This is a genomic window from Pseudomonas sp. GB2N2 (assembly GCF_054897705.1).
Genome location: NZ_CM142701.1, coordinates 793,329 through 817,833, shown reverse-complemented (window position 1 = coordinate 817,833; position 24,505 = coordinate 793,329). Strand labels below are relative to the sequence as shown.

28 protein-coding genes are annotated in these 24,505 nt (G+C 60.1%); 15 read left to right on the top strand and 13 right to left on the bottom strand.

What is annotated here, in order from left to right; genetic code table 11:
- Positions 1-35: 35 nt before the first annotated feature.
- Positions 36-1,466, top strand: a complete 1,431-nt coding sequence (locus ACYZT4_RS03760; protein ID WP_461985344.1) for a M15 family metallopeptidase — start codon at positions 36-38, stop codon at positions 1,464-1,466.
- Between the two features lie 4 nt (positions 1,467-1,470).
- Here ACYZT4_RS03760 and ACYZT4_RS03755 read toward each other — a convergent pair whose 3' ends face one another.
- The 3 genes from ACYZT4_RS03755 to ggt form a co-directional block, all read right to left on the bottom strand.
- Entirely contained in the window at positions 1,471-1,929 is a 459-nt protein-coding gene (locus ACYZT4_RS03755; RefSeq protein WP_461985342.1) for a GNAT family N-acetyltransferase, read from the bottom strand.
- A 54-nt stretch (positions 1,930-1,983) separates the two neighbouring features.
- Positions 1,984-2,517, bottom strand: a complete 534-nt coding sequence (locus ACYZT4_RS03750; protein WP_461985340.1) for a cysteine hydrolase family protein — start codon at positions 2,515-2,517, stop codon at positions 1,984-1,986.
- A 67-nt stretch (positions 2,518-2,584) separates the two neighbouring features.
- Positions 2,585-4,312: a gamma-glutamyltransferase gene (ggt, locus tag ACYZT4_RS03745; RefSeq protein ID WP_461985338.1), complete on the bottom strand. Its 1,728-nt coding sequence runs from the start codon at positions 4,310-4,312 to the stop codon at positions 2,585-2,587.
- Between the two features lie 149 nt (positions 4,313-4,461).
- On the opposite strand from ggt, the gene ACYZT4_RS03740 reads away from it, so the two are divergent.
- The gene (locus ACYZT4_RS03740) at positions 4,462-4,974 is read left to right on the top strand and encodes a methylated-DNA--[protein]-cysteine S-methyltransferase (RefSeq protein WP_461985337.1); all 513 of its coding nucleotides are present in this window, start codon (positions 4,462-4,464) and stop codon (positions 4,972-4,974) included.
- A 19-nt stretch (positions 4,975-4,993) separates the two neighbouring features.
- Here ACYZT4_RS03740 and ACYZT4_RS03735 read toward each other — a convergent pair whose 3' ends face one another.
- Positions 4,994-5,581, bottom strand: a complete 588-nt coding sequence (locus ACYZT4_RS03735; RefSeq protein WP_461985336.1) for an NUDIX domain-containing protein — start codon at positions 5,579-5,581, stop codon at positions 4,994-4,996.
- Between the two features lie 52 nt (positions 5,582-5,633).
- On the bottom strand, positions 5,634-6,071 hold the full coding sequence (locus ACYZT4_RS03730) for a hemerythrin domain-containing protein (protein ID WP_461985334.1): 438 nt from the start codon (positions 6,069-6,071) through the stop codon (positions 5,634-5,636).
- A 145-nt stretch (positions 6,072-6,216) separates the two neighbouring features.
- On the opposite strand from ACYZT4_RS03730, the gene ACYZT4_RS03725 reads away from it, so the two are divergent.
- The gene (locus ACYZT4_RS03725; protein ID WP_461985333.1) at positions 6,217-6,642 is read left to right on the top strand and encodes a GNAT family N-acetyltransferase; all 426 of its coding nucleotides are present in this window, start codon (positions 6,217-6,219) and stop codon (positions 6,640-6,642) included.
- A 48-nt stretch (positions 6,643-6,690) separates the two neighbouring features.
- Here the strand turns inward: ACYZT4_RS03725 and ACYZT4_RS03720 are convergent, their stop codons facing one another.
- On the bottom strand, positions 6,691-7,041 hold the full coding sequence (locus tag ACYZT4_RS03720; protein ID WP_461985331.1) for a hypothetical protein: 351 nt from the start codon (positions 7,039-7,041) through the stop codon (positions 6,691-6,693).
- A 164-nt stretch (positions 7,042-7,205) separates the two neighbouring features.
- Here ACYZT4_RS03720 and ACYZT4_RS03715 point away from each other — a divergent pair, with 164 nt between their 5' ends.
- From ACYZT4_RS03715 to ACYZT4_RS03675, 9 genes are all read left to right on the top strand, one after another.
- Positions 7,206-7,454, top strand: coding sequence for a hypothetical protein (locus ACYZT4_RS03715; protein ID WP_150714095.1), 249 nt, complete (start codon positions 7,206-7,208; stop codon positions 7,452-7,454).
- Between the two features lie 20 nt (positions 7,455-7,474).
- Complete coding sequence (locus ACYZT4_RS03710; protein WP_461985330.1) at positions 7,475-7,804, top strand: DUF6388 family protein; 330 nt, start codon at positions 7,475-7,477, stop codon at positions 7,802-7,804.
- Positions 7,805-7,832: 28 nt separating this feature from the next.
- Positions 7,833-8,537 (top strand): YoaK family protein, encoded by a 705-nt coding sequence (locus tag ACYZT4_RS03705; RefSeq protein WP_461985328.1) that lies wholly within the window; start codon positions 7,833-7,835, stop codon positions 8,535-8,537.
- A gap of 90 nt (positions 8,538-8,627) precedes the next feature.
- Positions 8,628-9,020: a sulfurtransferase complex subunit TusD gene (gene tusD / locus ACYZT4_RS03700; RefSeq protein WP_461985326.1), complete on the top strand. Its 393-nt coding sequence runs from the start codon at positions 8,628-8,630 to the stop codon at positions 9,018-9,020.
- A gap of 1 nt (position 9,021) precedes the next feature.
- On the top strand, positions 9,022-9,384 hold the full coding sequence (gene tusC, locus ACYZT4_RS03695; RefSeq protein ID WP_461985324.1) for a sulfurtransferase complex subunit TusC: 363 nt from the start codon (positions 9,022-9,024) through the stop codon (positions 9,382-9,384).
- Positions 9,384-9,677 (top strand): sulfurtransferase complex subunit TusB, encoded by a 294-nt coding sequence (tusB, locus tag ACYZT4_RS03690; RefSeq protein ID WP_461985322.1) that lies wholly within the window; start codon positions 9,384-9,386, stop codon positions 9,675-9,677. Before tusC ends, tusB begins: the two co-directional genes overlap by 1 nt.
- Positions 9,674-10,009 carry a TusE/DsrC/DsvC family sulfur relay protein gene (locus ACYZT4_RS03685; RefSeq protein WP_461985321.1) on the top strand — a complete coding sequence of 112 codons (336 nt, stop codon included), beginning with the start codon at positions 9,674-9,676 and terminating at the stop codon, positions 10,007-10,009. The genes tusB and ACYZT4_RS03685 overlap by 4 nt, the downstream gene beginning before the upstream one ends.
- The gene (locus ACYZT4_RS03680; protein WP_461985320.1) at positions 10,006-10,998 is read left to right on the top strand and encodes a glycosyl transferase family protein; all 993 of its coding nucleotides are present in this window, start codon (positions 10,006-10,008) and stop codon (positions 10,996-10,998) included. The genes ACYZT4_RS03685 and ACYZT4_RS03680 overlap by 4 nt, the downstream gene beginning before the upstream one ends.
- 90 nt (positions 10,999-11,088) lie before the next feature.
- Positions 11,089-12,096 carry a glutathione S-transferase family protein gene (locus ACYZT4_RS03675; RefSeq protein WP_461985319.1) on the top strand — a complete coding sequence of 336 codons (1,008 nt, stop codon included), beginning with the start codon at positions 11,089-11,091 and terminating at the stop codon, positions 12,094-12,096.
- Between the two features lie 120 nt (positions 12,097-12,216).
- Here ACYZT4_RS03675 and cysG read toward each other — a convergent pair whose 3' ends face one another.
- The 6 genes from cysG to ACYZT4_RS03645 all read right to left on the bottom strand — a co-directional run bounded on the left by cysG (position 12,217) and on the right by ACYZT4_RS03645 (position 19,869).
- Complete coding sequence (gene cysG, locus ACYZT4_RS03670; RefSeq protein WP_461985317.1) at positions 12,217-13,611, bottom strand: siroheme synthase CysG; 1,395 nt, start codon at positions 13,609-13,611, stop codon at positions 12,217-12,219.
- Positions 13,612-14,892 carry a serine--tRNA ligase gene (gene serS, locus ACYZT4_RS03665; RefSeq protein WP_461985315.1) on the bottom strand — a complete coding sequence of 427 codons (1,281 nt, stop codon included), beginning with the start codon at positions 14,890-14,892 and terminating at the stop codon, positions 13,612-13,614.
- A gap of 15 nt (positions 14,893-14,907) precedes the next feature.
- Entirely contained in the window at positions 14,908-15,282 is a 375-nt protein-coding gene (crcB, locus tag ACYZT4_RS03660) for a fluoride efflux transporter CrcB (RefSeq protein WP_461985313.1), read from the bottom strand.
- Positions 15,282-16,604, bottom strand: a complete 1,323-nt coding sequence (locus ACYZT4_RS03655) for a replication-associated recombination protein A (RefSeq protein WP_461985311.1) — start codon at positions 16,602-16,604, stop codon at positions 15,282-15,284. Before ACYZT4_RS03655 ends, crcB begins: the two co-directional genes overlap by 1 nt.
- Positions 16,605-16,753: 149 nt before the next feature.
- Positions 16,754-17,377 (bottom strand): outer membrane lipoprotein chaperone LolA, encoded by a 624-nt coding sequence (gene lolA / locus ACYZT4_RS03650; protein ID WP_461985309.1) that lies wholly within the window; start codon positions 17,375-17,377, stop codon positions 16,754-16,756.
- An 80-nt stretch (positions 17,378-17,457) separates the two neighbouring features.
- Positions 17,458-19,869 carry a DNA translocase FtsK gene (locus ACYZT4_RS03645; RefSeq protein ID WP_461985307.1) on the bottom strand — a complete coding sequence of 804 codons (2,412 nt, stop codon included), beginning with the start codon at positions 19,867-19,869 and terminating at the stop codon, positions 17,458-17,460.
- A 488-nt stretch (positions 19,870-20,357) separates the two neighbouring features.
- Between ACYZT4_RS03645 and aat the strand changes: the two genes are divergently transcribed.
- The 3 genes from aat (at position 20,358) to infA (ending at position 22,122) form a co-directional block, all read left to right on the top strand.
- Positions 20,358-21,038 carry a leucyl/phenylalanyl-tRNA--protein transferase gene (aat, locus tag ACYZT4_RS03640; protein ID WP_461985305.1) on the top strand — a complete coding sequence of 227 codons (681 nt, stop codon included), beginning with the start codon at positions 20,358-20,360 and terminating at the stop codon, positions 21,036-21,038.
- A gap of 57 nt (positions 21,039-21,095) precedes the next feature.
- Positions 21,096-21,803 carry an arginyltransferase gene (locus ACYZT4_RS03635; protein ID WP_461985303.1) on the top strand — a complete coding sequence of 236 codons (708 nt, stop codon included), beginning with the start codon at positions 21,096-21,098 and terminating at the stop codon, positions 21,801-21,803.
- Between the two features lie 100 nt (positions 21,804-21,903).
- Positions 21,904-22,122: a translation initiation factor IF-1 gene (infA, locus tag ACYZT4_RS03630; RefSeq protein ID WP_002553999.1), complete on the top strand. Its 219-nt coding sequence runs from the start codon at positions 21,904-21,906 to the stop codon at positions 22,120-22,122.
- A gap of 110 nt (positions 22,123-22,232) precedes the next feature.
- On the opposite strand, the gene clpA is transcribed toward infA, so the two are convergent.
- Entirely contained in the window at positions 22,233-24,503 is a 2,271-nt protein-coding gene (clpA, locus tag ACYZT4_RS03625; protein WP_461985301.1) for an ATP-dependent Clp protease ATP-binding subunit ClpA, read from the bottom strand.
- Positions 24,504-24,505 lie beyond the last annotated feature (2 nt).

Here is a 24,505-nt window from a genome sequence, read left to right as displayed (position 1 = left end):
AATCGAAGTCGTGCACCGACCTCAGGAGACATCGCATGCACCCGTTTTACAAAACCGCCCGTCCCTGGGGACGATCACTGCTGCTCCTGTGCATCCCCGCCATGGCCACTGCCGAGCCACGGCCCGAACACATGGTCTATCTGCGCACCATCGATCCAACCATCCAGCAAGACATCCGCTACGCCGGCGCCCACAACTTCACCGGGCATCCGCTCGACGGTTACGCCGCGACCGAGTGCCTGTTGACGCGGGACGCCGCCAAGGCACTCGCCCGGGCGCAGGCATCGTTGCGCGCGCAAGGCTATGGCTTGAAGGTGTTCGACTGCTATCGACCGACACGTGCCGTGGCCGATATGGGCCGCTTCGCAACGGAGCCTGGCGACCCGCGCAAGGCCGAGTTTTATCCGCGCGTGGACAAGCCGGACTTCTGGCATCTGGGCTATGTGGCGCGGGTCTCGAATCACTCCCGCGGCTCGACCGTGGACCTGACGCTGACCGGTCCGACAGCGCTGCCCGCCGCAGTCTGGACGCCGTCCGCCGCGCAGGTCGATTGCACCGCACCCTACGCCCAGCGCTGGCATGACGGTGCGCTGGACATGGGCACCGGTTTCGACTGTTTTGATGAAAAGGCACATACCGCCAGCCCGACGATCAACGCGACGGCGAAGGACAATCGTCAGCGGTTAAGCAGCGCGATGGAAAAACAGGGATTCTCCGGGTATTCAAAAGAGTGGTGGCACTTCACCTACACCGGCGCAGCAGAGCCGAACAACGTCATGAACTTCTCGATCACGCCACTCGGCGCCAGCGAAGCGATCGACAACAGCCAGCAACTGATTGTGGTCACCAGCAAACGCTGGGACGACATCCAGGGCAGCGCTCAACGCTACGAACGGGACGGCAAAACCTTTCGCAAAGCCGGCGATGCCTTTGCGGTGGTACTGGGCAAAAACGGCATGGCCTGGGGCAAGGGCCTGAGCAGCGTCGAGCCGGGCGCCGAGCCGCTGAAACGCGAAGGTGATGGCAAAGCCCCGGCCGGGGTATTCAGCCTCGGAACCGCTTTTGGCTACGACACTGCGTCCGGAACAAAACTGCCCTACCTCGCCCTCACACCGACCATCGAGTGCGTGGACGACAGCCAGTCCGGGCACTACAACGAACTGGTCGACGGCTCGACAACTTCAAAGGACTGGAACAGCTCGGAACGCATGCGCAGCGAGCCCGGCTATCGCCAGGGCATTGTCATCGCGCACAACACACCGGCCGCCCCCGCGTCAGGTTCGTGCATTTTTTTCCACATCTGGCGCAGCCCAACCTCGCCGACCGCCGGCTGCACGGCCATGGATCAGGCGAACATTGGCCGGTTGTTCGAATGGCTCGATCCCCGGCAGTCGCCCCTGCTGGTGCAAATGCCCGAGGCGCAATACGAGCAGGTTCGCCAGCGGTGGAACCTGCCAAAGCTCTGATCCTTCAGCCTTGCTTGAGATCCAGGCAATAGGTGTAATAACCGGCGTCGCGCACGTAGCCGAGGGACTCGTACAAGCGTTGTGCGCCGTGGTTGTCGGTGGCGGTTTCCAGCGCCATGCCCTTGGCGCCGGTCAGCAACGCAAAGTCCCGTGCGGTGTTCATCAACTGCCTCCCGACGCCATGACCGCGGGCGACGGGTGCGGTGAACAGGTCGCCGAGCAGCCAGGTGCGGTGCGCATCAATCGAGGAAAAGGTCGGGAACAACTGGACGAAACCCAGCGCGTGCCCGGCAGCGTCCCGGGCGAAGAAAATCACCGATTCATCCCGGGCGATGCGCTCGGCTATGAACGCGCGCGATTGCGTCAGATCCGAGGGCTGGCCGTAGAAACCTCGGTAGGCGTCGAAGAGACTGGCGATGAGGTCGAGATGGCTGGCGTCGGCGCGATGTACCTGGACATCCATGAAAGCGGTCTCCGTGCGGCGGCAATGGTGTGACGGGAAATGTTGATATCCCGATTAAACGTTGATGCTCGCCACGGGTTTCACGTCGATCCGCGCCACCGAGCCGGTCAGGTGCGCCAGGTCCTTGTTGTGCTCGGCGATGATGTCTTCGGCGCTGATGTTGCCGTTATCCACGGTTGAGTGAGCGTCGGATGCCAGCACCACGTCGTAGCCCAGGGTCAGTGCCTGGCGCACGGTGGCGTTGACGCAATAGTCGGTCTGCAAGCCGCAGATGATCAGGCGTTCGAAATCCTGCACCGGCAGGAGCTTTTGCAAGTTGGTTTGATAGAACGAATCCGGAGTGGTCTTGCGTACACGCCAATCCTTGTCCGAAACAACGAGTCCTTCGGCCAGTTGCCAGCCTTCGGCGCCATGCGCCAATGGGCTGCCCGCTTCCTCGTGCTGGATCAGCACCACGGGAGTTCCCGCCGTCCGCGCACGGTCGCTGAGTGCGTTGATGGCGTCGATGATGCGTGCAATCTCGAAGCACTCATACTCGCCCGCGCAGAGTGCCCGCTGAACGTCGATGATTAACAGTGCGGTGGTCATGGTTCCATCCTTGAATGGTGTGGATCAGGGGGACGAAATTAAACCCGTCCCCCTGCAAAAACAACCCTCAGTAACCGAGCGACAACCCGGTGTTGCGGCGCGGATCGTTCGCACCGTAGAAACGGTTTTTGCCCACCGGTTTGCCTTCCAGCGAAGGCGCGCCGACCAGAATCGCCGCTACGTGGTTGGCATCCTGCGGCCCGGCGAACTTATGCCCCCAGCTCTCGAGGATTTTCACTGTGTCCGGGCTGGTGGTAAAGGTTTCCAGGTTGGTTTCTTCCGGCAACCACTGCTGGTGGAAACGCGGCGCATCCACCGCTTCCTGAATGTTCATTCCGTAGTCGATCACGTTGAGGATGGTCAGCAAGGTTGCCGTGATAATGCGGCTGCCACCCGGCGTGCCGACGACCATCACCACTTTGCCGTCCTTGGTGACGATGGTCGGGCTCATCGACGACAACGGTGCCTTGCCCGGTGCGATGGCGTTGGCTTCACCTTGCACAAGACCGTACATGTTCGGCACGCCGATTTTCGAGGTGAAGTCGTCCATCTCGTCATTGAGGAGGACCCCGGTTTTGCTGGCCATGACCCCGGCACCAAACCAGTCGTTCAAGGTGTAGGTCATCGACACCGCGTTGCCCCATCTATCGACGATCGAGAAATGGGTGGTGTTGCTGCCTTCGTGCGGGGCGACGCCGGGTTTGAGGTCACGGGACACGCCGGCTTTTTGTGGATTGATGGCGGCGCGGATTTTGGTCGCGTAGTTTTTATCCAGCAGATGAGTGAGCGGATTCTTCACGAAATCCGGGTCGCCGAGGAAGCTGTTACGGTCCACATACGCGTGGCGCATGGCTTCGATCTGATAATGCATGCCCTGCGCCGAGTGGTAACCGAGGTCCTTCATCGGGTAGCCGTCGAGGATATTCATAATCTCGCAGATCACCACGCCGCCAGAGCTTGGCGGTGGCGCCGAGACCACATGGTAGCCACGGTAATCGCACTCGATGGGCGCCAGTTCGCGGGTCTTGTACTTGTCGAGGTCGGCCTGGGTGATGATGCCCTTGTTGGCCTGGCTGGACGTGACGATGGCGTCGGCCACCCAGCCTTTATAGAACCCGTCGGCGCCCTTTTCGGAGATTTCCCGCAGGGTCTTGGCCAGGTCTTTCTGCACCAGCTTTTGCCCGACCTGCATCGGTTCGCCATTGCTCAGGAAGATCGCCCCGGAGTCCTTGATGTCCTTCTTGAACACGTCGGTGCCTTCGTGCAGCAAATCGACATCGCCCTGATCCAGCGCAAAGCCTTCTTCAGCCAGCTTGATCGCCGGGGCGATCACTTCCTTGCGCGGTTTGGTCCCGTATTTGCTCAGCGCCAGTTCCATGCCGGAGACCGTGCCCGGCACGCCAACCGCGAGGTGGCCTCGGGTGCTGAGGTCCGGGACGACATTGCCCTCCTTGTCGAGGTACATGTTCGCCGTCGCGGCCAGCGGGGCTTTTTCGCGGAAGTCGAGGAAGGTCTTGCGCCCGTCCGCCAGCTGGATGGTCATGAAACCGCCGCCACCGAGGTTACCCGCGGCAGGATAGACCACCGCCAGCGCATAGCTGACCGCGACGGCGGCGTCGACGGCGTTGCCACCATTTTTGAGCACATCCACGCCGACGTTGCTGGCCAAATGCTGGGCGGTGACCACCATGCCGTTTTCGGCGGCGACGGGGGCGACGGATGCCGCATGGGCGGCGAGGCAGGTGAGCGCCAATGAGGTCGCGATGAGCGATTTGGCAAAAGGTTCGAACTTCATGAGTCGGTCTCTTTTTTGTTTTCAGGGGCTGCCCATAAACAGAGGAAGGTGCTTCATGAGCACAGGCAAGTATGGCTGGGATTGCGTATTGCGCCTCCCCATCGAAGCAGTATGCTGGCCGCCTGTTCACCTGCTCGGAGTTCGCCCGCATGAGTTACACCTTCACCACCATGGCCTCCCCGGTTGGCGAGCTGAAGCTGGTCGCGAACGGTCCGAGACTGGCGGCCATCCTCTGGGAAAACGACAAACCGAACCGGGTGCGCCTTGGGCCGATGAGCGAAGCGGCGGACAATCCGATCCTGCTGCGAACGCTTCGACAGCTGCAGGAATACTTTGCCGGCACGCGTCATCGATTCGACCTGGAGCTGGATTTTCCCGGAACCGATTTTCAGAAAAAGGTCTGGCAGGCACTGCTGACTATTCCGTTCGGCGAGACACGCAGCTACCGCCAGATTGCCGAGCAGATCGGCAACCCGAGCGCCGTGCGCGCGGTAGGTGCGGCGAATGGCAAGAACCCGATTTCGATTGTTGCGCCGTGTCACCGGGTGATTGGCGCGTCAGGCAAACTCACCGGATTTGCCGGCGGGTTGCAGGCGAAGGCATTGTTGTTGACGCTGGAAGGTGGGCAATGGGGTGGAACCGGACGTCTGGAAGGCTTTTGATCGCGCAGGAGCTGCGGGCTCAGGCGAAGATGTTTTTCATCGCCGCATATTGCAGCAGCATGATGGTCTTCGCATCGCAGATTTCGCCGCGATAAAACGCCTCCAACGCGCCATCGAACGACCATTCCAGCACCTCCAGTTCCTCGGTCTCTTCTTCCAGCCCGCCACCTTCGCTGACCTTCGAAGCCGCATGATATTCAGCGATGAAAAAATGCAGTTTTTCCGTCACAGAACCCGGGCTCATGTAGGCCTCGAAAACCTTCTGCACATGGTGCACGCGATAACCGGTCTCCTCTTCCGCTTCACCGCGTATTCGCTCTTCCGGCGCCGCGCCTTCCAGCAATCCCGCCGCCACCTCGATCAACAAACCATCGTGGCCGTTGACGAACACCGGCAAGCGAAACTGACGCGTCAGCACAACGGTTTTCCGGTCGCGATTGAACAGCAGAATCGCCGCGCCATTCCCGCGGTCGTAAACCTCGCGGGTCTGGCGTTGCCATTCGCCATTGTTGCGCTGGTAATCGAAGGTGATTTTCTTCAGCAAGTACCAGTCGTGGGACAACACCCGGGACTCGATGATGTTGACCCGTTCGGCTGTATTCGGCATGACAGGGCGTCCTTATATCGTCAGAAGGCGCCCATCTTAGACGAAAACACCCTCACGATAACTGCGCCTCGAATTCCTTGAGGTACTGCCCGGCGAGGGTTTCTTTCTGCTTGTCATCGAGCAACTTGCCGGCCATCTGGAAGAACTTCTGCTCTTCCTCTTTCAAATGGTGGTGGACCTTTTCCGCAAGTTTCTTCGCGGTCGCCAGCCACGCTGGGCTGGACATCTCGGTCTCGTCGAGTTCTTCCATCATTTCGTCCATTTCGTGATGTTCGGAAATCGCATGGCGGCTCAGGTCGACGCCGTTGTCGAACTCCATCAGCGGGATATAGAAATACCGCTCTTCAGCGGTTTCGTGCGCCTGCAGTTCGGACTTCAACTGCTTGTACGCCTCGACGCGCTCCGGGGTGTCGCCGCGGGTCTTGATCAAGGCATCGGCGTAGGCGCGCTGACGGTCATGGCTTTCGCGCAAGGCTTCAAATATGTTCACTGGCAATCCTCATCGGCCGCGTTCTGGAATGACGCTGTAAAGGCTAGACAGCTGCACAATGGCGACGGTTCCTCTCTCAATGAGGGATAGAACAATCGTCCCAACCCGGATACGCTCGCGTCTCACCGCCATAAGGATGTAGCTGATGACATTGACCGTCGAACTGACGCAAAACCCCACACCTGAAGATCGCGAGGCGATTCTCGCACCCTTGCGAGCCTATAACGTCGCGCAAGCGGGGGAAGGTCAATCAGAGCTGTTGGCGCTGCTGGTGCGCAATGACCAGGGTGAAATCCTCGGTGGGTTGTACGGCCGGTTTTTCTACCAATGGCTATTTATTGAATTGATATCGGTGCCGGAACAGGCTCGGGGCGAGGGCATGGGGTCGAAGCTGATGGGTATGGCCGAAGACCTGGCCCGCGAGAAAGAATGCATCGGCATCTGGCTCGACACCTTCGACTTCCAGGCGCCGGAATTCTACAAGAAGCTCGGCTACAGCGAGCTGGGGCAGATCGTCGACTACCCGCCGGGGCACAAGCGCTTCTTTTTCCAGAAACGCCTGATCAACTGATCAAACCCATATACCCGACCAGCGCCCACAAAGGATGCTGCGTTAGCTTTAGAGGCAAGTCGCCAACGCCGCCAACCGGCGCTTGGCGACAAAATCGTCATGCTTGGCGTAATAACTCAACGCCGTTCCCGAAGCATCGGCGGTGATGTCGACAAAGGATTCCGCCGAACGGGTATAAACGGTCGACCCGCCCTTCTTGCCCGGCTGCAGATACGCGCCCGCATCGACGCCGAACACCGCTTCGTCCTGCCAGGCGAACTGCACGCACTGGGCGACGGTTTTTTCCGGTTTGTCCGAGGTCAGGGTTTTGTACGGGGTACCGGTGCGGGCATCATTCATTGCCGAACCCGCACATCCCGCCAGCAGCGTTGCGGCCAGGGCCATCATCAGAATTCGCATTGTGTGTGTGCACTCATCAAGAAAAAGCGGACTGTATCACCGTGGGCCGGCGTATCGTTCTGCTTTACTTCATTTATACCGCGACACCGCGCAACGATTCGCGCACCCTGTCGCGCCAAACGCCACATCGCCCTGAACGCCGGGCCCATTTTTCTGGAACGTCCATGACACCCAACGCCGAATTCTACAAACCAACCGCTGAATACGCCGACAAGCTGATCAGCCAGATCGGTCAGACACCATCCTGGATCGCCAAGCGCATCGGCGTCACCGACAAGCGGATTCGGTACATCCTCGACGGCGAACGCACCGTCAAGGGCGAAACCACGCCGATCCAGATGACCTACCCTGAGCAGTTTGCCCTCGAGTGCCTCGCGGCTGCGGCCAAGGCCAGCAAGAAACAGTCTTCGTAACCCGTTATCAAGGAGCGACCATGGCGGCAACCGAACAGCAACACGAACAGGCGCTGAACAAGTTTCTCGATGAGCGCCCCGAACTGCGCCACGAACTCGACAACCTCAACCCACTGCTGGCCCAGGCCAAGGGCGAAACGGCGGCGCAATATCGCGAGGAGCGTTTGCATGAAGCCTTTGAGGCCGAGGCGGAACGCCTGGAGTTGTTTGCCTGGGAGCTGACGTTGCAATTGACTGCTGCAACGCCTGGAGAATACGAGGCGCAACGTCTGGAAGTGCACCGGGAAGTGGCCGAGATGGCGGGGATGGACTGGCTTGAGTATTGCGAGTTATATGGCCTGACCCCGTAACCATCGCCGCTCAAGGATTCCGCCGCCGATGCTGCCTTCGTCCTCTACTCCCCGCGCCAGCCCGGGCCATTTGCATACCCAGAAATGGCGCGGGCGCATTGGCATGTCGCTGGTGGCCGCACTGTCAGTGCTCGCCGGCATGACTGACGCCATAGGCTTCATGGCCAGTGGCGATTTCGTTTCCTTCATGAGCGGTAACACCACGCGCCTCGCCGTGGCGATCAGCGACGGCGACATGGGCCTGACCCTGCGCCTGCTGCTGCTCGTCGCGACCTTTATCATTGGCAACGCGTTGGGCATCGTCGTCAGCCGGGTCGGCGGGCGACGCGCGCTGCCCTTGCTGCTGTGCATCGCCATGCTGTTGTGCGCGGCGGCGGCCTGGCCTTATGCCGAACAACTGCCGGCGCTGTTGGCGGCAATCATCGCGATGGGCATGCTCAATGCCGCCGTCGAAGAAGTGAACGGCCTGCCGGTCGGCCTGACCTACGTCACCGGCGCCCTGTCACGCTTCGGTCGCGGATTGGGACGCTGGATGCTCGGCGAGCGGCGCAATGGCTGGCGCGTGCAGTTGATTCCCTGGACCGGGATGTTTGCCGGCGCAGTGCTGGGTGCCGTGCTGGAGCATCATCTTGGGCTCAAGGCGTTGTTTGTCAGCGGTTTGCTCGCGGGAGCGCTGGGGCTGCTGTCGTTGAAGATTCCGCGGCGGTGGCAGTTGGGGTATATGCCGCGTTAGATTTTTCATTGACGAGGTCGGGCCTCATCGATTTAGCGGTCCCGGCGATAAAGCTTTATCATGCCCGCAGTTCCGCTGATCGAGTCCCTCATGAAGTTCGCCATCGCGCTGTTCTCCGCCGCCCAAGCTCCCTCCTCGCGCCGCGCCTTGCTGTTCGCCCATGCCGCGCTGGCCGGCGGGCATGAGATTGTCCGGCTGTTTTTCTATCAGGACGGCGTCTATAACGCGTCCGCCAGCGTGGTCACACCGCAGGATGAGCAGGACTTGCCCAAGCAATGGCGAACCTTCGTTACCGAGCATCAACTGGACGGCGTGGTGTGCATCGCTGCGGCGCTGCGCCGTGGCGTGTTGAACCAGGAAGAAGCAACGCGCTATCAGCGTGAAGCCATCGCGGTCGGCGCCCCCTGGGAATTGTCCGGCCTCGGCCAGTTACATGATGCGGTGCAGGATGCCGACCGCCTGATCTGCTTTGGAGGTGCGTGACATGGCGAAATCCTTGCTGGTGATCAGCCGTCAGGCGCCGTGGTCCGGGCCGAATGCGCGGGAAGCGCTGGACATCGTCCTGGCCGGTGGCGCGTTCGACCTGCCGATCGGCCTGCTGTTTCTCGATGACGGGGTGTTCCAGCTCGCCGCGAAACAGGACGCCAAAGCCCTGCAACAGAAAGACTTGAGCGCCAACCTGCAAGCCTTGCCGATGTTTGGCGTCGAAGAGCTGTTCGTCTGTGGCGACAGCGCCGCTGAACGCGGTCTCGACCCGGAAGCGCTGGCCCTCGAAGAAGCCCAAGTGCTGACCGCCGCCGAAATCACTGCCCTTATTGACCGTTACGACCAGGTGATCACTCTCTGATGTCGACTTTGCATGTGTTGTCTCATTCCCCGTTCGGCGACGATCGCCTTGGCAGTTGCCTGCGGGTGATCGGCGCCAATGATGCGTTGCTGCTGACAGGCGATGCGGTGTACGCGCTGCGAAAAGGCACCGCGCCGTTCAATGCGCTGAATGCCCGCAACCCGACGCTGTTCGTGCTCGCCGAAGATGCCCAGGCGCGCGCGCTGCAGATTCCTGACGCGGTGAAGGCGATCGATTATCCCGCGTTCGTCGAACTGTCGATTCACTACGACAAGGTCAACAGCTGGCTATGAACTCCATGACCGTCGGCGACCGCGCCATCGAGTTGGACAAGGATGGCTTTCTGGTCGAACTCAGTGACTGGTCCGCCGACGTCGCCAGCGCACTGGCCGCTGCCGAAGACATCGAGCTGAGCCCCGAGCACTGGGAAATCCTCGAACTGCTGCGCAGCTTCTACGCCGAATTCCAGCTGTCCCCGGCCACTCGTCCGCTGATCAAATACACCGCGTTGAAGCTCGGCCCGGAAAAAGGCAACAGCCTGCACTTCAACTTACTGTTCAAAGGCACCCCTGCCAAACTCGCCGCAAAACTGGCGGGCCTGCCCAAACCGACGAATTGCTTATGACCGACCTGACCCTCGAAACGCCCGCCGAACACCCGTTTGCCCAATTCGTGCGCATTCTCGGCAAAGGCAAACGTGGCGCCCGCGACCTGACCCGCGACGAAGCACGCGAAGCCATGGGCATGGTGCTTGACGACAACGTCGAGGACACCCAGCTCGGCGCGTTCCTTATGCTGTTGCGGCACAAGGAAGAAAGCGCCGAGGAAATGGCCGGGTTCACCGAAGCCTTGCGTGCACGTTTGCAGGCGCCGGCGTTGAAGGTGGATCTGGATTGGCCGACCTATGCCGGCAAGAAGCGCCATCTGCCGTGGTACCTGTTGGCGGCCAAGTGCCTGGCGCAGAACGGCGTGCGCATTTTCATGCACGGCGGCGGCGCTCACACAGCCGGGCGGCTGTACAGCGAACAACTGCTGGACGAGCTGAAGATCCCGCTGTGCCGCAACTGGCAACAGGTGGGTGCGGCCCTGGATAACGGCGGTCTGGCGTTTATGCCGCTGGTGGATTGGGCGCCGCAACTGCAACGCATGATCGACCTGCGCAATACGCTGGGCCTGCGTTCACCGATCCACTCACTCACGCGAATTCTCAATCCGCTGGGCGCTCGCTGCGGCCTGCAAAGTATTTTTCACCCTGGCTATCAGGCGGTGCACCGCGATGCCAGCGGCTTGCTCGGTGACACGGCGATTGTGGTCAAGGGCGACGGCGGCGAGATCGAAATCAACCCGGACGCCGACAGTCACCTGTATGGCACAAGCGGCGGGGAAAGCTGGGATGAAGAATGGCCGCAGCTGTCCGCGCAACGGCATGTCAAACCCGCCGCGCTGAATCCCGAGCACTTGAAAGCGGTGTGGCGTGGCGACGTGATCGACAGCTACCCGCAAATGGCCCTGATTTCGACCATGGCCCTCGCGCTGCGCGGTCTCGGCCAGACACGCGAACAGGCTTTTGAAACCGCCCAAGCCTATTGGGACGCCCGAGACAGATCGATTTAACCGATCATAAGCGTTCAACCTTTGCGCTTTTTTATCGAACCTATCGGAATAGACTCCTCTCCAACGCTTATCGGTTGAGGAGTTTTGAACATGGGTTTGTTAGTTGAAGGTCGCTGGCATGACCAGTGGTACGAAAGCAGCAAGGACGGCGCATTCCAGCGTGAGCAGGCGCAGCGCCGCAACTGGCTGACCGCCGACGGCACACCCGGCCCGACCGGTGTCGGCGGCTTTGCCGCGGAACCAGGCCGCTATCACCTCTACGTGTCGCTGGCCTGTCCTTGGGCCCATCGCACGCTGATCCTGCGAAAACTCAAAGGCCTCGACAGCCTGATCGACGTCTCGGTGGTCAGCTGGATGATGCTGGAAAACGGCTGGACCTTCGACCAGTCACTGGGCTCGACCGGCGACAAGCTCGATCACTTCGACTTCATGCACCAACGCTACACCGCAGACACCGCCGACTACACCGGCCGCGTCACCGTGCCGGTGCTGTGGGATAAAAAGCAGAATCGCATCGTCAACAATGAATCGGCGGAAATCATCCGCATGTTCAACGGTGCCTTTGATGACCTGACCGGCAATGACCTGGACTTCTATCCAGCGCCGCTGCGGGACGAGATCGACGCGTTGAATGAGCGGATTTATCCTGCCGTGAACAACGGCGTATACCGCGCCGGGTTCGCCACATCACAGCAGGCTTATGAAGAAGCGTTTGACGGGTTGTTTGCCGAACTGGATCGACTGGAAGCGCTGTTAGGCGCCAATCGTTATCTGGTGGGTGAATACCTGACCGAAGCGGATATTCGCCTGTTCACCACGATTATTCGCTTTGACGCGGTATATCACGGGCACTTCAAGTGCAACCTGCGGCGGATTGCCGACTATCCGAACCTGTCGAACTGGTTGCGCGAGATTTATCAGTGGCCGGGCGTTGCCGAGACAGTGGATTTCGAACACATCAAGAAACACTACTACGGCAGCCACAAGACCATTAACCCGACTGGGGTTGTGCCTAAAGGTCCGAAGCAGGATTTCACAGTGGCCCATGATCGGGCGCGGTTGAGCGGGAAAGGGATTTGGCGCAAGAACAACGGCTGAGTCTAAATCGGTGTAAATGTTGAGGGCCCCATCGCGAGCAGGCTCGCTCCTACAGTTGATTTGTGGCGTTCACAATCCCCTGTAGGAGTGAGCCTGCTCGCGATGGGGTCGACGCGGTTTCTAGACCTGCGCCTGAGCCCCTTCGAACCACGCCAGTTTCTCGCGCAATTGCACCACTTCCCCAACGATCACCAGCGTCGGCGCATGCACTTCATGCTCCGCCACCAACCGTGGTAGGTCCGCCAGCGTGCCGGTAAACACCCGCTGATTGACCGTGGTGCCCTGCTGGATCAACGCTGCAGGCGTCTCCGACCCACGACCATGTTTTATCAACTGCTCGCAAATGATCGGCAAGCCCACCAGCCCCATGTAAAACACCAGGGTTTGTGCGGGCGAAACCAGGTCGGCCCACGGCAGATCGGTGGAACCGTCCTTCAAGTGCCCGGTGACAAATCGTACCGATTGCGCGTAATCGCGGTGGGTCAGCGGAATCCCGGCATAGGCCGCGCAACCGCTGGCCGCCGTGATGCCCGGTACGACCTGGAACGGGATGCCATGGGCCGCCAGTTCTTCGATCTCTTCACCGCCACGGCCGAAGATGAACGGATCACCGCCCTTCAACCGCACCACACGTTTGCCCTGTTTGGCCAGGTCGACCAACTGCTGGTTGATCTGATCCTGCGGCACCGCGTGATCGGCGCGACGCTTGCCGACGTACACTCGCTCGGCATCGCGACGGCACAAATCTAGAATCGCCGGCGCCACCAGACGGTCGTACAGCACCACGTCGGCTTGCTGCATCAGGCGCAGGGCGCGGAAGGTCAGCAGGTCCGGATCACCCGGCCCGGCACCGACCAGATACACTTCGCCGGTTTTTTTCGGCGGCTCACCCGCGATCTTCGCCAGCAATAAGCGCTCGGCTTCAGCGCCCTGCCCGGCCAACTGCCGGTCAGCAATCGGGCCCTGGAACACGTCTTCCCAGAACGCCCGGCGCTGCTGCACATCGGGCAGCAGGCCCTTGACCTGATTGCGAAAACGCGCGGCCAGACCGGCCAGCTGACCGTACGTGGAAGGAATCCAGGTTTCGATTTTTGCGCGGATCAGCCGTGCGAGTACCGGCGCATCGCCACCGCTGGAAATAGCCACGATCAACGGCGAACGGTCGACAATCGCCGGAAAAATCACGCTGCACAGCGCTGGCGCATCCACCACGTTGACTGGCACGCAACGCCGATGAGCATCGGCGGAAACGTGCGCGTTCAGCGGTTCATCGTCGGTGGCGGCAATGATCAGCCCGCAACCGTCCAGATCCGCTTCGGCGTAACCACGCAACAGGCACTCGCCACCGCTACCGACTACGAGCTCACGGAGTTGCGGTTCGATTTCAGGCGCGACCACCCGCAGTAGCGCACCGGCTTCGGCCAGCAAGCGGGATTTGCGCAAGGCAATCTCCCCCCCACCGACGACCAACACACGACTGCCGCGAAGGTTGTGAAACAGCGGCAGATATTTCATTTAGCCGATGACCTCAAGGCCACCCATGTACGGTTTAAGCACGTCCGGCACACGGATCGAACCGTCGGCCTGCTGGTAGTTTTCCAGCACGGCCACCAAGGTACGACCGACCGCCAGGCCGGAACCGTTCAAGGTGTGAACCAGCTCAGGCTTGCCAGTTTCCGGGTTACGGAAACGCGCTTGCATGCGCCGGGCCTGGAAATCACCGCAGTTGGAGCAGGAGGAGATTTCGCGATACTTGTCCTGGCTTGGAATCCACACTTCCAGGTCGTAAGTCTTGACCGCGCTGAAGCCCATGTCGCCGGTGCACAGCGCCAGGGTCCGATAAGGCAGCTGCAGCAGTTGCAGGACTTTTTCGGCGTTGGCGGTCAGGCCTTCCAGCGCGTCCATCGAGGTCGATGGATCGACGATCTGGACCATCTCGACCTTGTCGAACTGGTGCTGGCGGATCATGCCGCGGGTGTCGCGACCCGACGCACCGGCTTCGCTGCGGAAGCACGGGGTGTGGGCGACGAACTTGATCGGCAGCAATTTCGAGTCGACGATTTCACCGGCGACGATATTGGTCAGCGACACTTCAGCGGTCGGGATCAGGTACAGATCGGCTTCGCCTTCGCGAGCGATCTTGAACAGGTCTTCTTCGAACTTCGGCAGCTGGCCGGTGCCTTGCAGCGCCGGCGCCTGCACCAGATAAGGCGTGTAGGCCTCTTCGTAGCCGTGCTCGGTGGTGTGCAGGTTGATCATGAACTGCGCGAGGGCGCGGTGCAGACGAGCGATCGGGCCGCGCAACAGGGCGAAACGGGCGCCGGACAGTTTGGCGGCGGTTTCGAAGTCCAGCCAGCCGAACTTCTCGCCGAGTGCAACGTGGTCCTGAACCGGGAAGTCAAACGCAGTCGGGGTGCCCCAGCGGCGCACTTCGACGTTGCCGTCTTCGTCGGCGCCGATTGGCACAGATTCGTGCGGCAGGTTCGGGATGCCGAGCAGGATCGAGTCCAGATCGGTCTGGATCGCGTCCAGCTCGACTTTGCCGGCACTCAATTCGTCGGCCATGCGCTCGACGTCCGCCATCAGCGGTGCGATATCTTCGCCGCGCTGCTTGGCCTGACCGATGGATTTGGAACGGGCATTACGTTCAGCCTGCAGTGCTTCGGTGCGGGTCTGGACGGTCTTGCGCTGTTCTTCCAGCGCTTCGATGCGCGCAACATCCAGCGTATAGCCACGGGATGCCAGGCGGTCCGCTACGTCCTGAAGGTTGCTACGTAACAGTTTGGAATCGAGCATGTCGGTCTCTCGTTATCAAAGTTTGGTCAAGGACAGGCCGGCCCAGGTGGCGAGCAGCCCGCCGAATACGCTGATGGCAGCATAGCCCAGGGCCAGCGGCACCTGCCCGCTTTCCAGCAGGCGCACCGTATCCAGTGAAAAGGATGAAAAAGTCGTCAGCCCCCCGAGGAAGCCGACCATCAACCCGGCGCGCACCTCGATCGGCACCTCCGGGCGGAGTAAAAACAGACCGTATAAAACGCCGATCAGCAAACAGCCGACGATATTAACGGCCAGCGTCGCGGTATAGAAGTGCCGCGGCCAATTAGCGTTGACCCAATTGCCGGTGGCGAAGCGCAACAGGGTGCCAGCGATGCCGCCGACGGAAACCGCGACGATCAATGGAAGCATTATTTTCTCCGCTGCCGGGGGCTGAGACGGTCTAGTTGCGCAAGGTGATTGAGCTTCTCGCCGATCTTCAATTCGAGGCCGCGCGGCACCGGTTGATAGAACGGTTGCGGATCAAGCTCTTCTGGAAAGTAGTCTTCGCCGGCGGCGTAGGCGTCCGGTTCGTCGTGGGCGTAGCGGTATTCGTCGCCATAACCCAGCTGCTTCATCAACGTGGTCGGCGCATTGCGCAAGTGCAACGGCACTTCCAGCGAACCGTGCTCGGTGGCGCTGCGCATCGCGGCTTTGAAGCCCATGTACACCGCGTTGCTTTTCGGCGCGCAAGCGAGATAGGTGATGGCCTGGGCCACCGCCAGTTCGCCTTCCGGGCTGCCGAGACGCTCCTGCACTTCCCACGCCGCCAGGCACAGGCTCAACGCGCGTGGATCAGCATTGCCGATGTCTTCGCTGGCCATGCGTACTACGCGGCGGGCGAGGTACAGCGGATCGCAACCGCCGTCGATCATCCGTGCGAACCAGTAAAGCGCGCCATCGGGATTGGAGCCGCGCACCGATTTGTGCAGCGCGGAAATCTGGTCGTAAAACGCTTCGCCGCCCTTGTCGAAACGTCGGCGAGTGTCGCCGAGCAGGCTTTGCAGCAGGTCGATGCCGATCTCGCTGTTGTCATCGGCCAGATCGGAGGCGTTTTCCAGCAGATTCAGCAGACGCCGGCCATCGCCATCAGCGGCGGAGAGCAACATCTGGAAGCCCTCGTCGCTGAGGCTCAATTGCCGCGTGCCCAGACCGCGCTCTTCGCTGAGCGCCCGGTGCACCAGTTTGCGCAGCGCCGCTTCGTCGAGGCTTTTGAGCACGTAGACGCGCGCCCGGGAGAGCAACGCGTTATTGAGTTCGAACGAGGGGTTTTCGGTGGTTGCGCCGATGAAAATCAGCGTGCCGTCTTCAACGTAGGGCAGAAACGCATCCTGCTGCGACTTGTTGAAGCGGTGTACTTCGTCGACGAACAGAAGGGTGCGCTTGCCGTACTGACCGGCCTGTTGCTTGGCGATTTCCACCGCCTGACGAATTTCCTTCACCCCGGCCAATACCGCCGAGACCGTTTCGAAGTGCGCATCCGAGACTTCCGCGAGCAATCGCGCCAAGGTGGTTTTGCCCACGCCCGGCGGGCCCCAGAAGATCATCGAATGCAGGGCCCCCTGCTCCAGCGCCTCGCGCAAAGGCTTGCCGCGTGCGAGCAGGTGTTCCTGACCGACGTACTCGTCCAGATTGGCCGCACGCAAACGGGCGGCCAGGGGCTGGGCAATCGGGGCGCTGCGAAACAGGTCCATCACAACTTAGGAAACCTCACTACTTGAACACTGCAGGCCCCCTGTAGGAGTGAGCCTGCTCGCGATGGCGGCATTGCATTCAACATCAATGTTGACTGAACCGACGCTATCGCGAGCAGGCTCGCTCCTACAGGTTTTGCGACGGTGGTTTATTCCTGGATCACGTCCGCGCCTTTGGGGATGTCGAACTTGAACTTGGACGCAGGGATCGGCTCGTTAGCCTTCACCCCGGTGAACAGGATGTTGGTGCGCTGACCGACGCTGTCGATCAGTTGCATGTCATTGACCAGGCCATTACGGAACGACAGACGCAGGCTGTCGAACAAGGTGTCTTTGGTTTTCGGCTTCAAGGTGAAGTCGATCACGCCGCCAGCTTCCTTGGCGCTGATGCCAAAGCTCTCGCTGATCTTCGACACATCACCGGACAGCAGCAGCGCCGGAGTCTGGCTCAGGCGCAGGTCGAGGGTCTTGATAGTCGCCTGCTCCAGGTCCGGGTCCCACAGCGTGACTTTCTTGCCGTCGGAAACCACCACTTGCTCGTTCGGCGCGTCGGTGTGCCAGTAGAACAGGCCCGGCCGCTGCAGGGACATTTCGCCGGCGGTTTCCTGCAACTGGGTGCCACTGCCATCAAGCGTGAGCTGCGAGAAACGCGCGGTCAGGGTCTGGGATTTTTCCAGCAGTTGGGTCAGACGCGTCACGTCCTTGTCGTCGGCGTGGGCCGAGAGCGTGGTCAAAGCCAGTACCGGCAGCATCAGCATGCGGATAAGACGCATGGGAGTCCTCATAACATTCGTGGGGAATGCGATGACGCATCACTGCGCCTTCGCTTTTCAATTCAAGGCATCAGATCAAATCAGTCGCGCACCGGCCCGGGGGCCAGGACTTCGCGCGAACCGTTGGTATTCATGGACGTCACGACCCCGGCCATTTCCATGGCTTCGATCATGCGGGCGGCGCGGTTGTAGCCGATTTTCAACTTGCGCTGAACCGCAGAGATGGACGCACGACGGCTTTCCAGCACGAACTGCACCGCTTCGTCGTACAGCGCATCGGTTTCGGCATCGTCATCACCGCCACTGCCGCCGCCATTTTCAAAGCCGCTACCAGCCTCTTCGACGCCGGCGAGGATGTCATCGTTGTATTCCGGTGCGCCGCGCAGTTTCCAGGCTTCAACCACCCGGTGAACTTCATCATCAGACACGAACGCACCGTGAACGCGGATCGGCAGGCTGGTGCCCGGCGGCATGTAGAGCATGTCACCGTGGCCCAGCAGTTGCTCGGCGCCACCCTGATCGATGATGGTCCGGGAGTCGATCTTGCTCGACACCTGGAACGCCATACGCGTCGGGATGTTCGCCTTGATCAGACCGGTGATCACGTCAACCGACGGCCGCTGGGTCGCGAGGATCAAGTGGATACCGGCCGCACGCGCCTTCTGGGCGATACGGGCGATCAGCTCTTCAACTTTCTTGCCGACGATCATCATCATGTCGGCGAACTCGTCGACGACCACGACAATGGTCGGCAGCTTGGTCAGCAGCGGCGCTTCGTCGTGAATGCTTTCGCGTTTGTACAGCGGATCGGCCAGCGGCGTGCCGGCGTCCTGGGCTTCTTTGACCTTGGCGTTGAAGCCGGACAGGTTGCGCACGCCCATTTTCGCCATCAGTTTATAGCGACGCTCCATCTCCGCCACGCTCCAGCGCAGGGCGTTGGCCGCGTCCTTCATGTCGGTCACCACCGGGCAGAGCAAGTGCGGAATGCCTTCGTAAATCGACAGTTCCAGCATTTTCGGGTCGATCATGATCAGTTTGGCGTCTTCCGGGCCGGACTTGAACAGGATCGACAGGATCATCGCGTTCACGCCCACCGACTTACCGGAACCGGTCGTACCGGCCACCAGCAAGTGCGGCATTTTCGCCAGGTCGGTGATGACCGGCTTTCCGCCGATGTCGTGGCCGAGAGCCAGGGTCACCGGGGATTTGAAGTTATCGTATTCCGGGGTCGACAGCACTTCGGAGAAACGCACGATCTGCCGGTCTTCGTTGGGAATCTCGATACCGACGGTGGTCTTGCCCGGAATCACTTCCACCACCCGCACGCTGGTCACGGCCAGGGAGCGCGCAAGATCTTTCGCCAGGTTGGAGATACGGCTGACCTTGACCCCGGCAGCGGGCTGGATTTCGTAACGGGTAATCACCGGGCCCGGGTGGATCGAATCCACCGAGACTTCAACGCCGAATTCCTTGAGCTTGATTTCCAGCAAGTGACCGACGGCCGCCAGGGATTCGGGCGAATAATTGAGTTGTTTCTTTTCGGCGGGATCGAGAATCGAGATCGGCGGCAAGGTGCCTTCGACGGCGCTGTCGACGAACAACGGCGCCTGCTTCTCTTTTTCCACGCGTTTGCTCGGCGCAGAAGGCTTGGGCGGCGCAGGGGCAATCACTGGCGGAACCTGTTTCTCACGCTCCGACATGTGCTTGCTCAGGGCTTGTTCGCGCTCGATCAGGCGTTCCTTGACCTTGGCCTGCTCGCGTTTGTCGGTGACGGTTGGCGCCACCACGTCATGCACGCGATCGTCGACTTCACGCAACTGCGCAACCAGCTGCTTGCGCTCGACGCGGGCGGCCCACCAGCGATTGGCCGCACCCTGGAACAGTTCGAACAGGTCGAGGGTGATCTTGCCGGTGACGTCCATCACCTTGAACCAAGACAGGTCGGTGAATACGGTCAGGCCAAACAGGAACAGCGCGATGAACAGCAAGGTGCTGCCCTGGATGTTCAGCGCGTTTCTGGCGAGGTCGCCCAGGCTTTCACCCAACGCCCCGCCCGCACCGGCCGGCAGACCGGTCGCGGCATGAAAATGGATGTGGGCCAATGCGGCGCCCGACAGCACCAGGAACACCAGGCCGATCAGACGCCAGGAAAACAGCCAGCCGCTCCATTCCCACGGCTGGTGGCGCTGACGGAAGATCTGATAAGCCTTGATCGCCAGCAACAACGGGAAGATGTAGGCGAAGTAACCCAACACCATGAACAGGATGTCGGCACTGTACGAGCCGGCCGGGCCGCCGAAGTTCTGCACATCGTCGATCTTGCTGTTGTGGCTCCAGCCCGGATCGTCCTTGCCATAGGTCAGCAAGGCCATCATCAGGAACAGGCACAAGGCGCCGATCGCAATCAATGCACCTTCCTTGAGTCGGTAGTGCAAGTGCTGGCGCCACAGTGGAACGACGGCTGGTTTAGGTGCTGCGGTGGATTTCTTCAAAACGCTACTTTTCCTGCGCCCTTGGCGCGTCCATCTGTTGAATGACTATAAAAAACTGCCCAATCCAGGCAGGTGAAAAAGTTAACCGGCCCACCGGGACTACTTTTAACACTGCACACCTTTTAACACTGCACCTTGGTTTCTATAACACAGCGCGCAGGGATTATTTCAGTGACCGGCACGCATTGTACGGGTTTGTTCGTACGATGCCATGCTGGCAGACCATGGCTCAGCATACTCAACAACAGGTCAATGGGAGGCAAACTGCTTTGAATTTGAGCACGCATTGTCTTTTGTGACAAAGGCTTATGAGGTCATTTACGAGCAAATCCAAGCTTACGACCGCCGCGACAGGCTCAAGTTGCAACTTCCCCTATCTCCGGCCGGCCGCACTGGACGCGCAGATATACCTCGACGACACTTCACTGGTTTGACGGCACACTTCACGTCATGCACCACTACCCTCCCCTTCTGTAAGCCCGGATGCCATGCTGACTTGGTTACAACGCAACACCCTGACCTTTCCGCCACTGGAAAAAGCCATGCGCGATCCCAACGGATTGCTGGCTGCCGGCGGCGACTTGTCCGCCGATCGTCTGATCCAGGCTTATCGGCACGGTTGTTTCCCATGGTTCTCGGAAGGCCAGCCGATTCTCTGGTGGTCGCCTGATCCGCGGACCGTGCTGTTTCCCGACGAACTGCATGTCTCGCGCAGCCTGGGAAAACTGCTGCGCCAGCAACGCTATCAGGTGACCTTTGATCAGGATTTTGCCGCGGTGATCCGAGCCTGCGCCGCGCCAAGGGATTACGCCGACGGCACCTGGATCACCGATGCGATGCAGAACGCCTACCTGGATCTGCACCAACGCGGCTATGCGCATTCGGTAGAGGTCTGGGACCAGGGCGAACTGGTCGGTGGTTTGTATGGCCTGGCGATGGGTCAGCTGTTTTTCGGTGAATCCATGTTCAGCCGCGCCGACAACGCCTCGAAATTTGGCTTTGCCACCCTGGTCAAACATCTGAAAAATTCGGGTTTCGTGCTGATCGACTGCCAGATGCCCACCGACCATCTGCACAGCCTCGGCGCACGGGCCATTCCTCGCCGTGAATTTGCCGACCATCTCGCGCAGCATCTGGATCAACCCAACCGTGCCACCTGGGTTTGCTGAGCGACTTTTGCGCCGGTGGCTTACACTTAATTCAAAGCTTATCCCCGAGGGTCGATCATGACCGAGTTGGCGCGTTTGAAGTTCTATGCCACTCAGCCCCACTCTTGCAGTTATCTGCCCGAGGAGCAGGCCACGACCCTGTTTCTTGACCCTAGCCAGCCCATGGATGTGCATGTCTACGCGGACCTGTCTGAAATGGGTTTCCGTCGCAGCGGCGATCATCTCTACCGGCCCCATTGCCAGAATTGCAATGCGTGCGTGCCGGCGCGCATTCCCGTGGCGCAATTTGTGCCCAATCGTCAGCAGAAACGCATTTTCAAGCGCAATCTCGACCTGCAAGTGCGGCCGGCCAAACCCAAGTTCAGCGAAGAATACTTCGACCTGTATCAGCGCTATATCGAACAGCGGCACGCCGACGGCGACATGTACCCACCCAGTCGCGATCAGTTTTCGACATTCCTGGTGCGCGATCTGCCCTTCTCGCGGTTTTACGAATTTCGCCTGGACGGGCAGTTGCTGGCCGTGGCGGTGACCGACTTGCTGCCGAACGGTCTGTCGGCGGTCTACACCTTCTACGAGCCCGCTGAAGAGCGCCGCAGCCTGGGGCGCTACGCGATCCTCTGGCAGATTGCCGAGGCCCAGCGCCTGGGGCTCGAAGCCGTGTACCTCGGTTACTGGATCAAAAACTGCAAAAAGATGAGCTACAAGACTCAATATCGCCCGATCGAACTGCTGATTAATCAGCGCTGGGTCATCCTGAACTAGAACCCCTTGGCTTAAACCCCATTTTTCGGGCACAATGCACGCCGCTTTTGCCTGGCGCAGTTGCACCGGGCCATTCATTGGACACCGAGGGCTTTACTGCATGTCGAAAGAAGACAGCTTCGAAATGGAAGGCACTGTCGTCGACACCCTGCCCAACACCATGTTTCGTGTGGAGTTGGAAAATGGGCACGTCGTAACCGCGCATATTTCCGGCAAGATGCGCAAGAACTACATTCGTATTCTTACCGGTGACAAAGTGCGCGTCGAGCTGACGCCCTATGACTTGAGCAAAGGGCGCATCACTTACCGCGCTCGCTGATCAGGTCAATACAAAACGCCCGGTTTATGCCGGGCGTTTTTGTATGTGCAGGTGACTGACAGACAGTAAAAAGGCGCCTTTCGGCGCCTTTTGCTTTGTCGCGGTTAACGTCAGGCCATTTCTGCCGTGGTTTCGAACTCGAAGGTCAGTTCGCCGTCCTTCAGGTCGATGTGAACCACACCACCATGGTCGGCCAGCTCGCCAAAGAGAATCTCTTCCGCCAGCGGACGCTTGATCTTGTCCTGGATCAAACGCGCCATCGGCCGAGCACCCATTGCCGAATCGTAGCCACCCGCCGCCAACCAGCTGCGCGCCGCGTCGGTCACTTCCAGCTGCACGCGCTTGTCTTCCAGCTGCGCCTGAAGCTCGGTAAGGAACTTGTCCACCACGCTTTTGATGACCTCATGGCTGAGGCGACCAAACTGGATAATGGTGTCCAGACGGTTACGGAACTCTGGCGTAAAGCTTTTCTTGATCACTTCCATCGCATCGGACGAGTGGTCCTGATGAGTGAAACCGATCGAAGCACGCGCTGCGGTTTCGGCACCGGCGTTGGTCGTCATGATGACGATCACGTTACGGAAATCCGCCTTGCGCCCGTTGTTGTCGGTCAGCGTACCGTGGTCCATGACCTGCAACAGCAGGTTGAAGACTTCCGGATGCGCCTTCTCGATTTCATCGAGCAACAGCACGCAGTGAGGCTGCTTGGTGATGGCTTCGGTCAGCAGACCGCCTTGGTCGAAACCGACATACCCCGGAGGTGCACCGATCAGACGCGATACGGTGTGGCGCTCCATGTACTCGGACATGTCGAAACGAACCAGCTCGATGCCCAACGCCTTGGCCAATTGACGCGCCGCTTCGGTTTTACCGACACCGGTCGGGCCTGCAAACAGGAACGAACCGACTGGCTTGTCAGGCGACTTGAGGCCGGCACGGGACAGTTTGATCGCGGTCGACAACGAGTCGATCGCGGCATCCTGGCCGAATACCGTCAGCTTCAGGTCGCGCTCAAGGTTACGCAGCAACTCCCGGTCGGAGGTGTTGACGTGCTTGGGCGGAATCCGCGCGATCTTCGCCACGATGTCCTCGACCTGAGGCACTTCGATGCGTTTCACACGCTTCTCGATCGGCTGCAGACGCTGGTAGGCACCCGCTTCGTCGATCACGTCGATAGCTTTGTCCGGCATGTGCCGGTCATTGATGTAACGCGAGGCCAGTTCGGCAGCGGCGCGCAGGGCTTCATCACTGTATTCGATATTGTGATGTTGTTCGAAACGCCCCTTCAGTCCGCGCAGGATACCGATGGTGTCCTCCACCGAGGGTTCCGACACATCGACCTTCTGGAAACGACGTGCCAGGGCACGGTCCTTCTCGAAGATCCCGCGGAATTCCTGGAAGGTGGTCGAACCGATGCAACGGATATCACCGGACGACAGCAGCGGTTTCAGCAGGTTCGAGGCATCCATGACACCACCGGACGCGGCACCCGCACCAATGATGGTGTGGATTTCGTCGATGAACAGGATCGCCTGCGGACGTTTTTTCAGCTCGTTGAGCAGCGCCTTGAAACGCTTCTCGAAATCGCCGCGGTATTTGGTCCCGGCCAGCAGTGCGCCCAGATCGAGGGAATACACCACGCTGTTGGCCAGCAGGTCCGGCACCTGGTTGTCGACAATGCGCTTAGCCAGGCCTTCGGCAATCGCGGTTTTACCCACGCCCGCCTCGCCTACCAGCAACGGATTGTTTTTGCGCCGACGCGCGAGGATCTGCGCGACACGCTCGACTTCAAGCTCACGGCCTACCAACGGATCGATACGACCCTGGCGCGCGAGTTCGTTGAGGTTGCTGGCATAAGCATCCAGGGGATTGCCTGAAGATGAAGACTCACCGCCCTCGTCGTCCTGCATATCTTGCTCACCCTCAGAGTGATCGCCGTGCCCCGGTACTTTGGAAATGCCATGGGCGATGTAGTTGACGACATCGATGCGCGCAACGCTCTGCTGTTTCAGCAGGAACACTGCCTGACTTTCTTGCTCGCTGAAGATCGCAACGAGCACGTTGGCGCCAGTCACTTCGCGTTTGCCCGAGCTCTGTACGTGGAATACAGCACGCTGCAGAACACGCTGGAACCCCAGGGTTGGCTGGGTCTCGCGATCCTCATCATGCACGGGGATCAGCGGCGTGGTGGAGTCAATGAACTCCTGCAGGTCATGCTTGAGTTTGTCGAGGTTTGCGCCGCAGGCACGCAAAACGGTGGCGGCAGCCTCATTATCCAATAGGGCCAGCAGGAGGTGTTCGACGGTCATGAACTCATGACGCTTCGAACGGGCCTCCTTGAAGGCTAGATTGAGGGTGACTTCGAGCTCGCGGTTTAACATAG

Coding starts and splice junctions, on each gene's coding strand:
- ACYZT4_RS03705 (WP_461985328.1), top strand. CDS start 7,833: ATGCTGCCTTCGTCCTCTACTCCCCGCGCCAGCCCGGGCCATTTGCAT.
- tusD (WP_461985326.1), top strand. CDS start 8,628: ATGAAGTTCGCCATCGCGCTGTTCTCCGCCGCCCAAGCTCCCTCCTCG.
- ACYZT4_RS03755 (WP_461985342.1), bottom strand. CDS start 1,929: ATGGATGTCCAGGTACATCGCGCCGACGCCAGCCATCTCGACCTCATC.
- ACYZT4_RS03685 (WP_461985321.1), top strand. CDS start 9,674: ATGAACTCCATGACCGTCGGCGACCGCGCCATCGAGTTGGACAAGGAT.
- tusB (WP_461985322.1), top strand. CDS start 9,384: ATGTCGACTTTGCATGTGTTGTCTCATTCCCCGTTCGGCGACGATCGC.
- tusC (WP_461985324.1), top strand. CDS start 9,022: ATGGCGAAATCCTTGCTGGTGATCAGCCGTCAGGCGCCGTGGTCCGGG.
- infA (WP_002553999.1), top strand. CDS start 21,904: ATGTCGAAAGAAGACAGCTTCGAAATGGAAGGCACTGTCGTCGACACC.
- ACYZT4_RS03735 (WP_461985336.1), bottom strand. CDS start 5,581: ATGCCGAATACAGCCGAACGGGTCAACATCATCGAGTCCCGGGTGTTG.
- ACYZT4_RS03635 (WP_461985303.1), top strand. CDS start 21,096: ATGACCGAGTTGGCGCGTTTGAAGTTCTATGCCACTCAGCCCCACTCT.
- lolA (WP_461985309.1), bottom strand. CDS start 17,377: ATGCGTCTTATCCGCATGCTGATGCTGCCGGTACTGGCTTTGACCACG.
- cysG (WP_461985317.1), bottom strand. CDS start 13,611: ATGAAATATCTGCCGCTGTTTCACAACCTTCGCGGCAGTCGTGTGTTG.
- ggt (WP_461985338.1), bottom strand. CDS start 4,312: ATGAAGTTCGAACCTTTTGCCAAATCGCTCATCGCGACCTCATTGGCG.
- ACYZT4_RS03715 (WP_150714095.1), top strand. CDS start 7,206: ATGACACCCAACGCCGAATTCTACAAACCAACCGCTGAATACGCCGAC.
- ACYZT4_RS03680 (WP_461985320.1), top strand. CDS start 10,006: ATGACCGACCTGACCCTCGAAACGCCCGCCGAACACCCGTTTGCCCAA.
- ACYZT4_RS03760 (WP_461985344.1), top strand. CDS start 36: ATGCACCCGTTTTACAAAACCGCCCGTCCCTGGGGACGATCACTGCTG.
- clpA (WP_461985301.1), bottom strand. CDS start 24,503: ATGTTAAACCGCGAGCTCGAAGTCACCCTCAATCTAGCCTTCAAGGAG.
- serS (WP_461985315.1), bottom strand. CDS start 14,892: ATGCTCGATTCCAAACTGTTACGTAGCAACCTTCAGGACGTAGCGGAC.
- ACYZT4_RS03655 (WP_461985311.1), bottom strand. CDS start 16,604: ATGGACCTGTTTCGCAGCGCCCCGATTGCCCAGCCCCTGGCCGCCCGT.
- ACYZT4_RS03675 (WP_461985319.1), top strand. CDS start 11,089: ATGGGTTTGTTAGTTGAAGGTCGCTGGCATGACCAGTGGTACGAAAGC.
- ACYZT4_RS03750 (WP_461985340.1), bottom strand. CDS start 2,517: ATGACCACCGCACTGTTAATCATCGACGTTCAGCGGGCACTCTGCGCG.
- ACYZT4_RS03740 (WP_461985337.1), top strand. CDS start 4,462: ATGAGTTACACCTTCACCACCATGGCCTCCCCGGTTGGCGAGCTGAAG.
- crcB (WP_461985313.1), bottom strand. CDS start 15,282: ATGCTTCCATTGATCGTCGCGGTTTCCGTCGGCGGCATCGCTGGCACC.
- ACYZT4_RS03710 (WP_461985330.1), top strand. CDS start 7,475: ATGGCGGCAACCGAACAGCAACACGAACAGGCGCTGAACAAGTTTCTC.
- ACYZT4_RS03725 (WP_461985333.1), top strand. CDS start 6,217: ATGACATTGACCGTCGAACTGACGCAAAACCCCACACCTGAAGATCGC.
- ACYZT4_RS03720 (WP_461985331.1), bottom strand. CDS start 7,041: ATGCGAATTCTGATGATGGCCCTGGCCGCAACGCTGCTGGCGGGATGT.
- aat (WP_461985305.1), top strand. CDS start 20,358: ATGCTGACTTGGTTACAACGCAACACCCTGACCTTTCCGCCACTGGAA.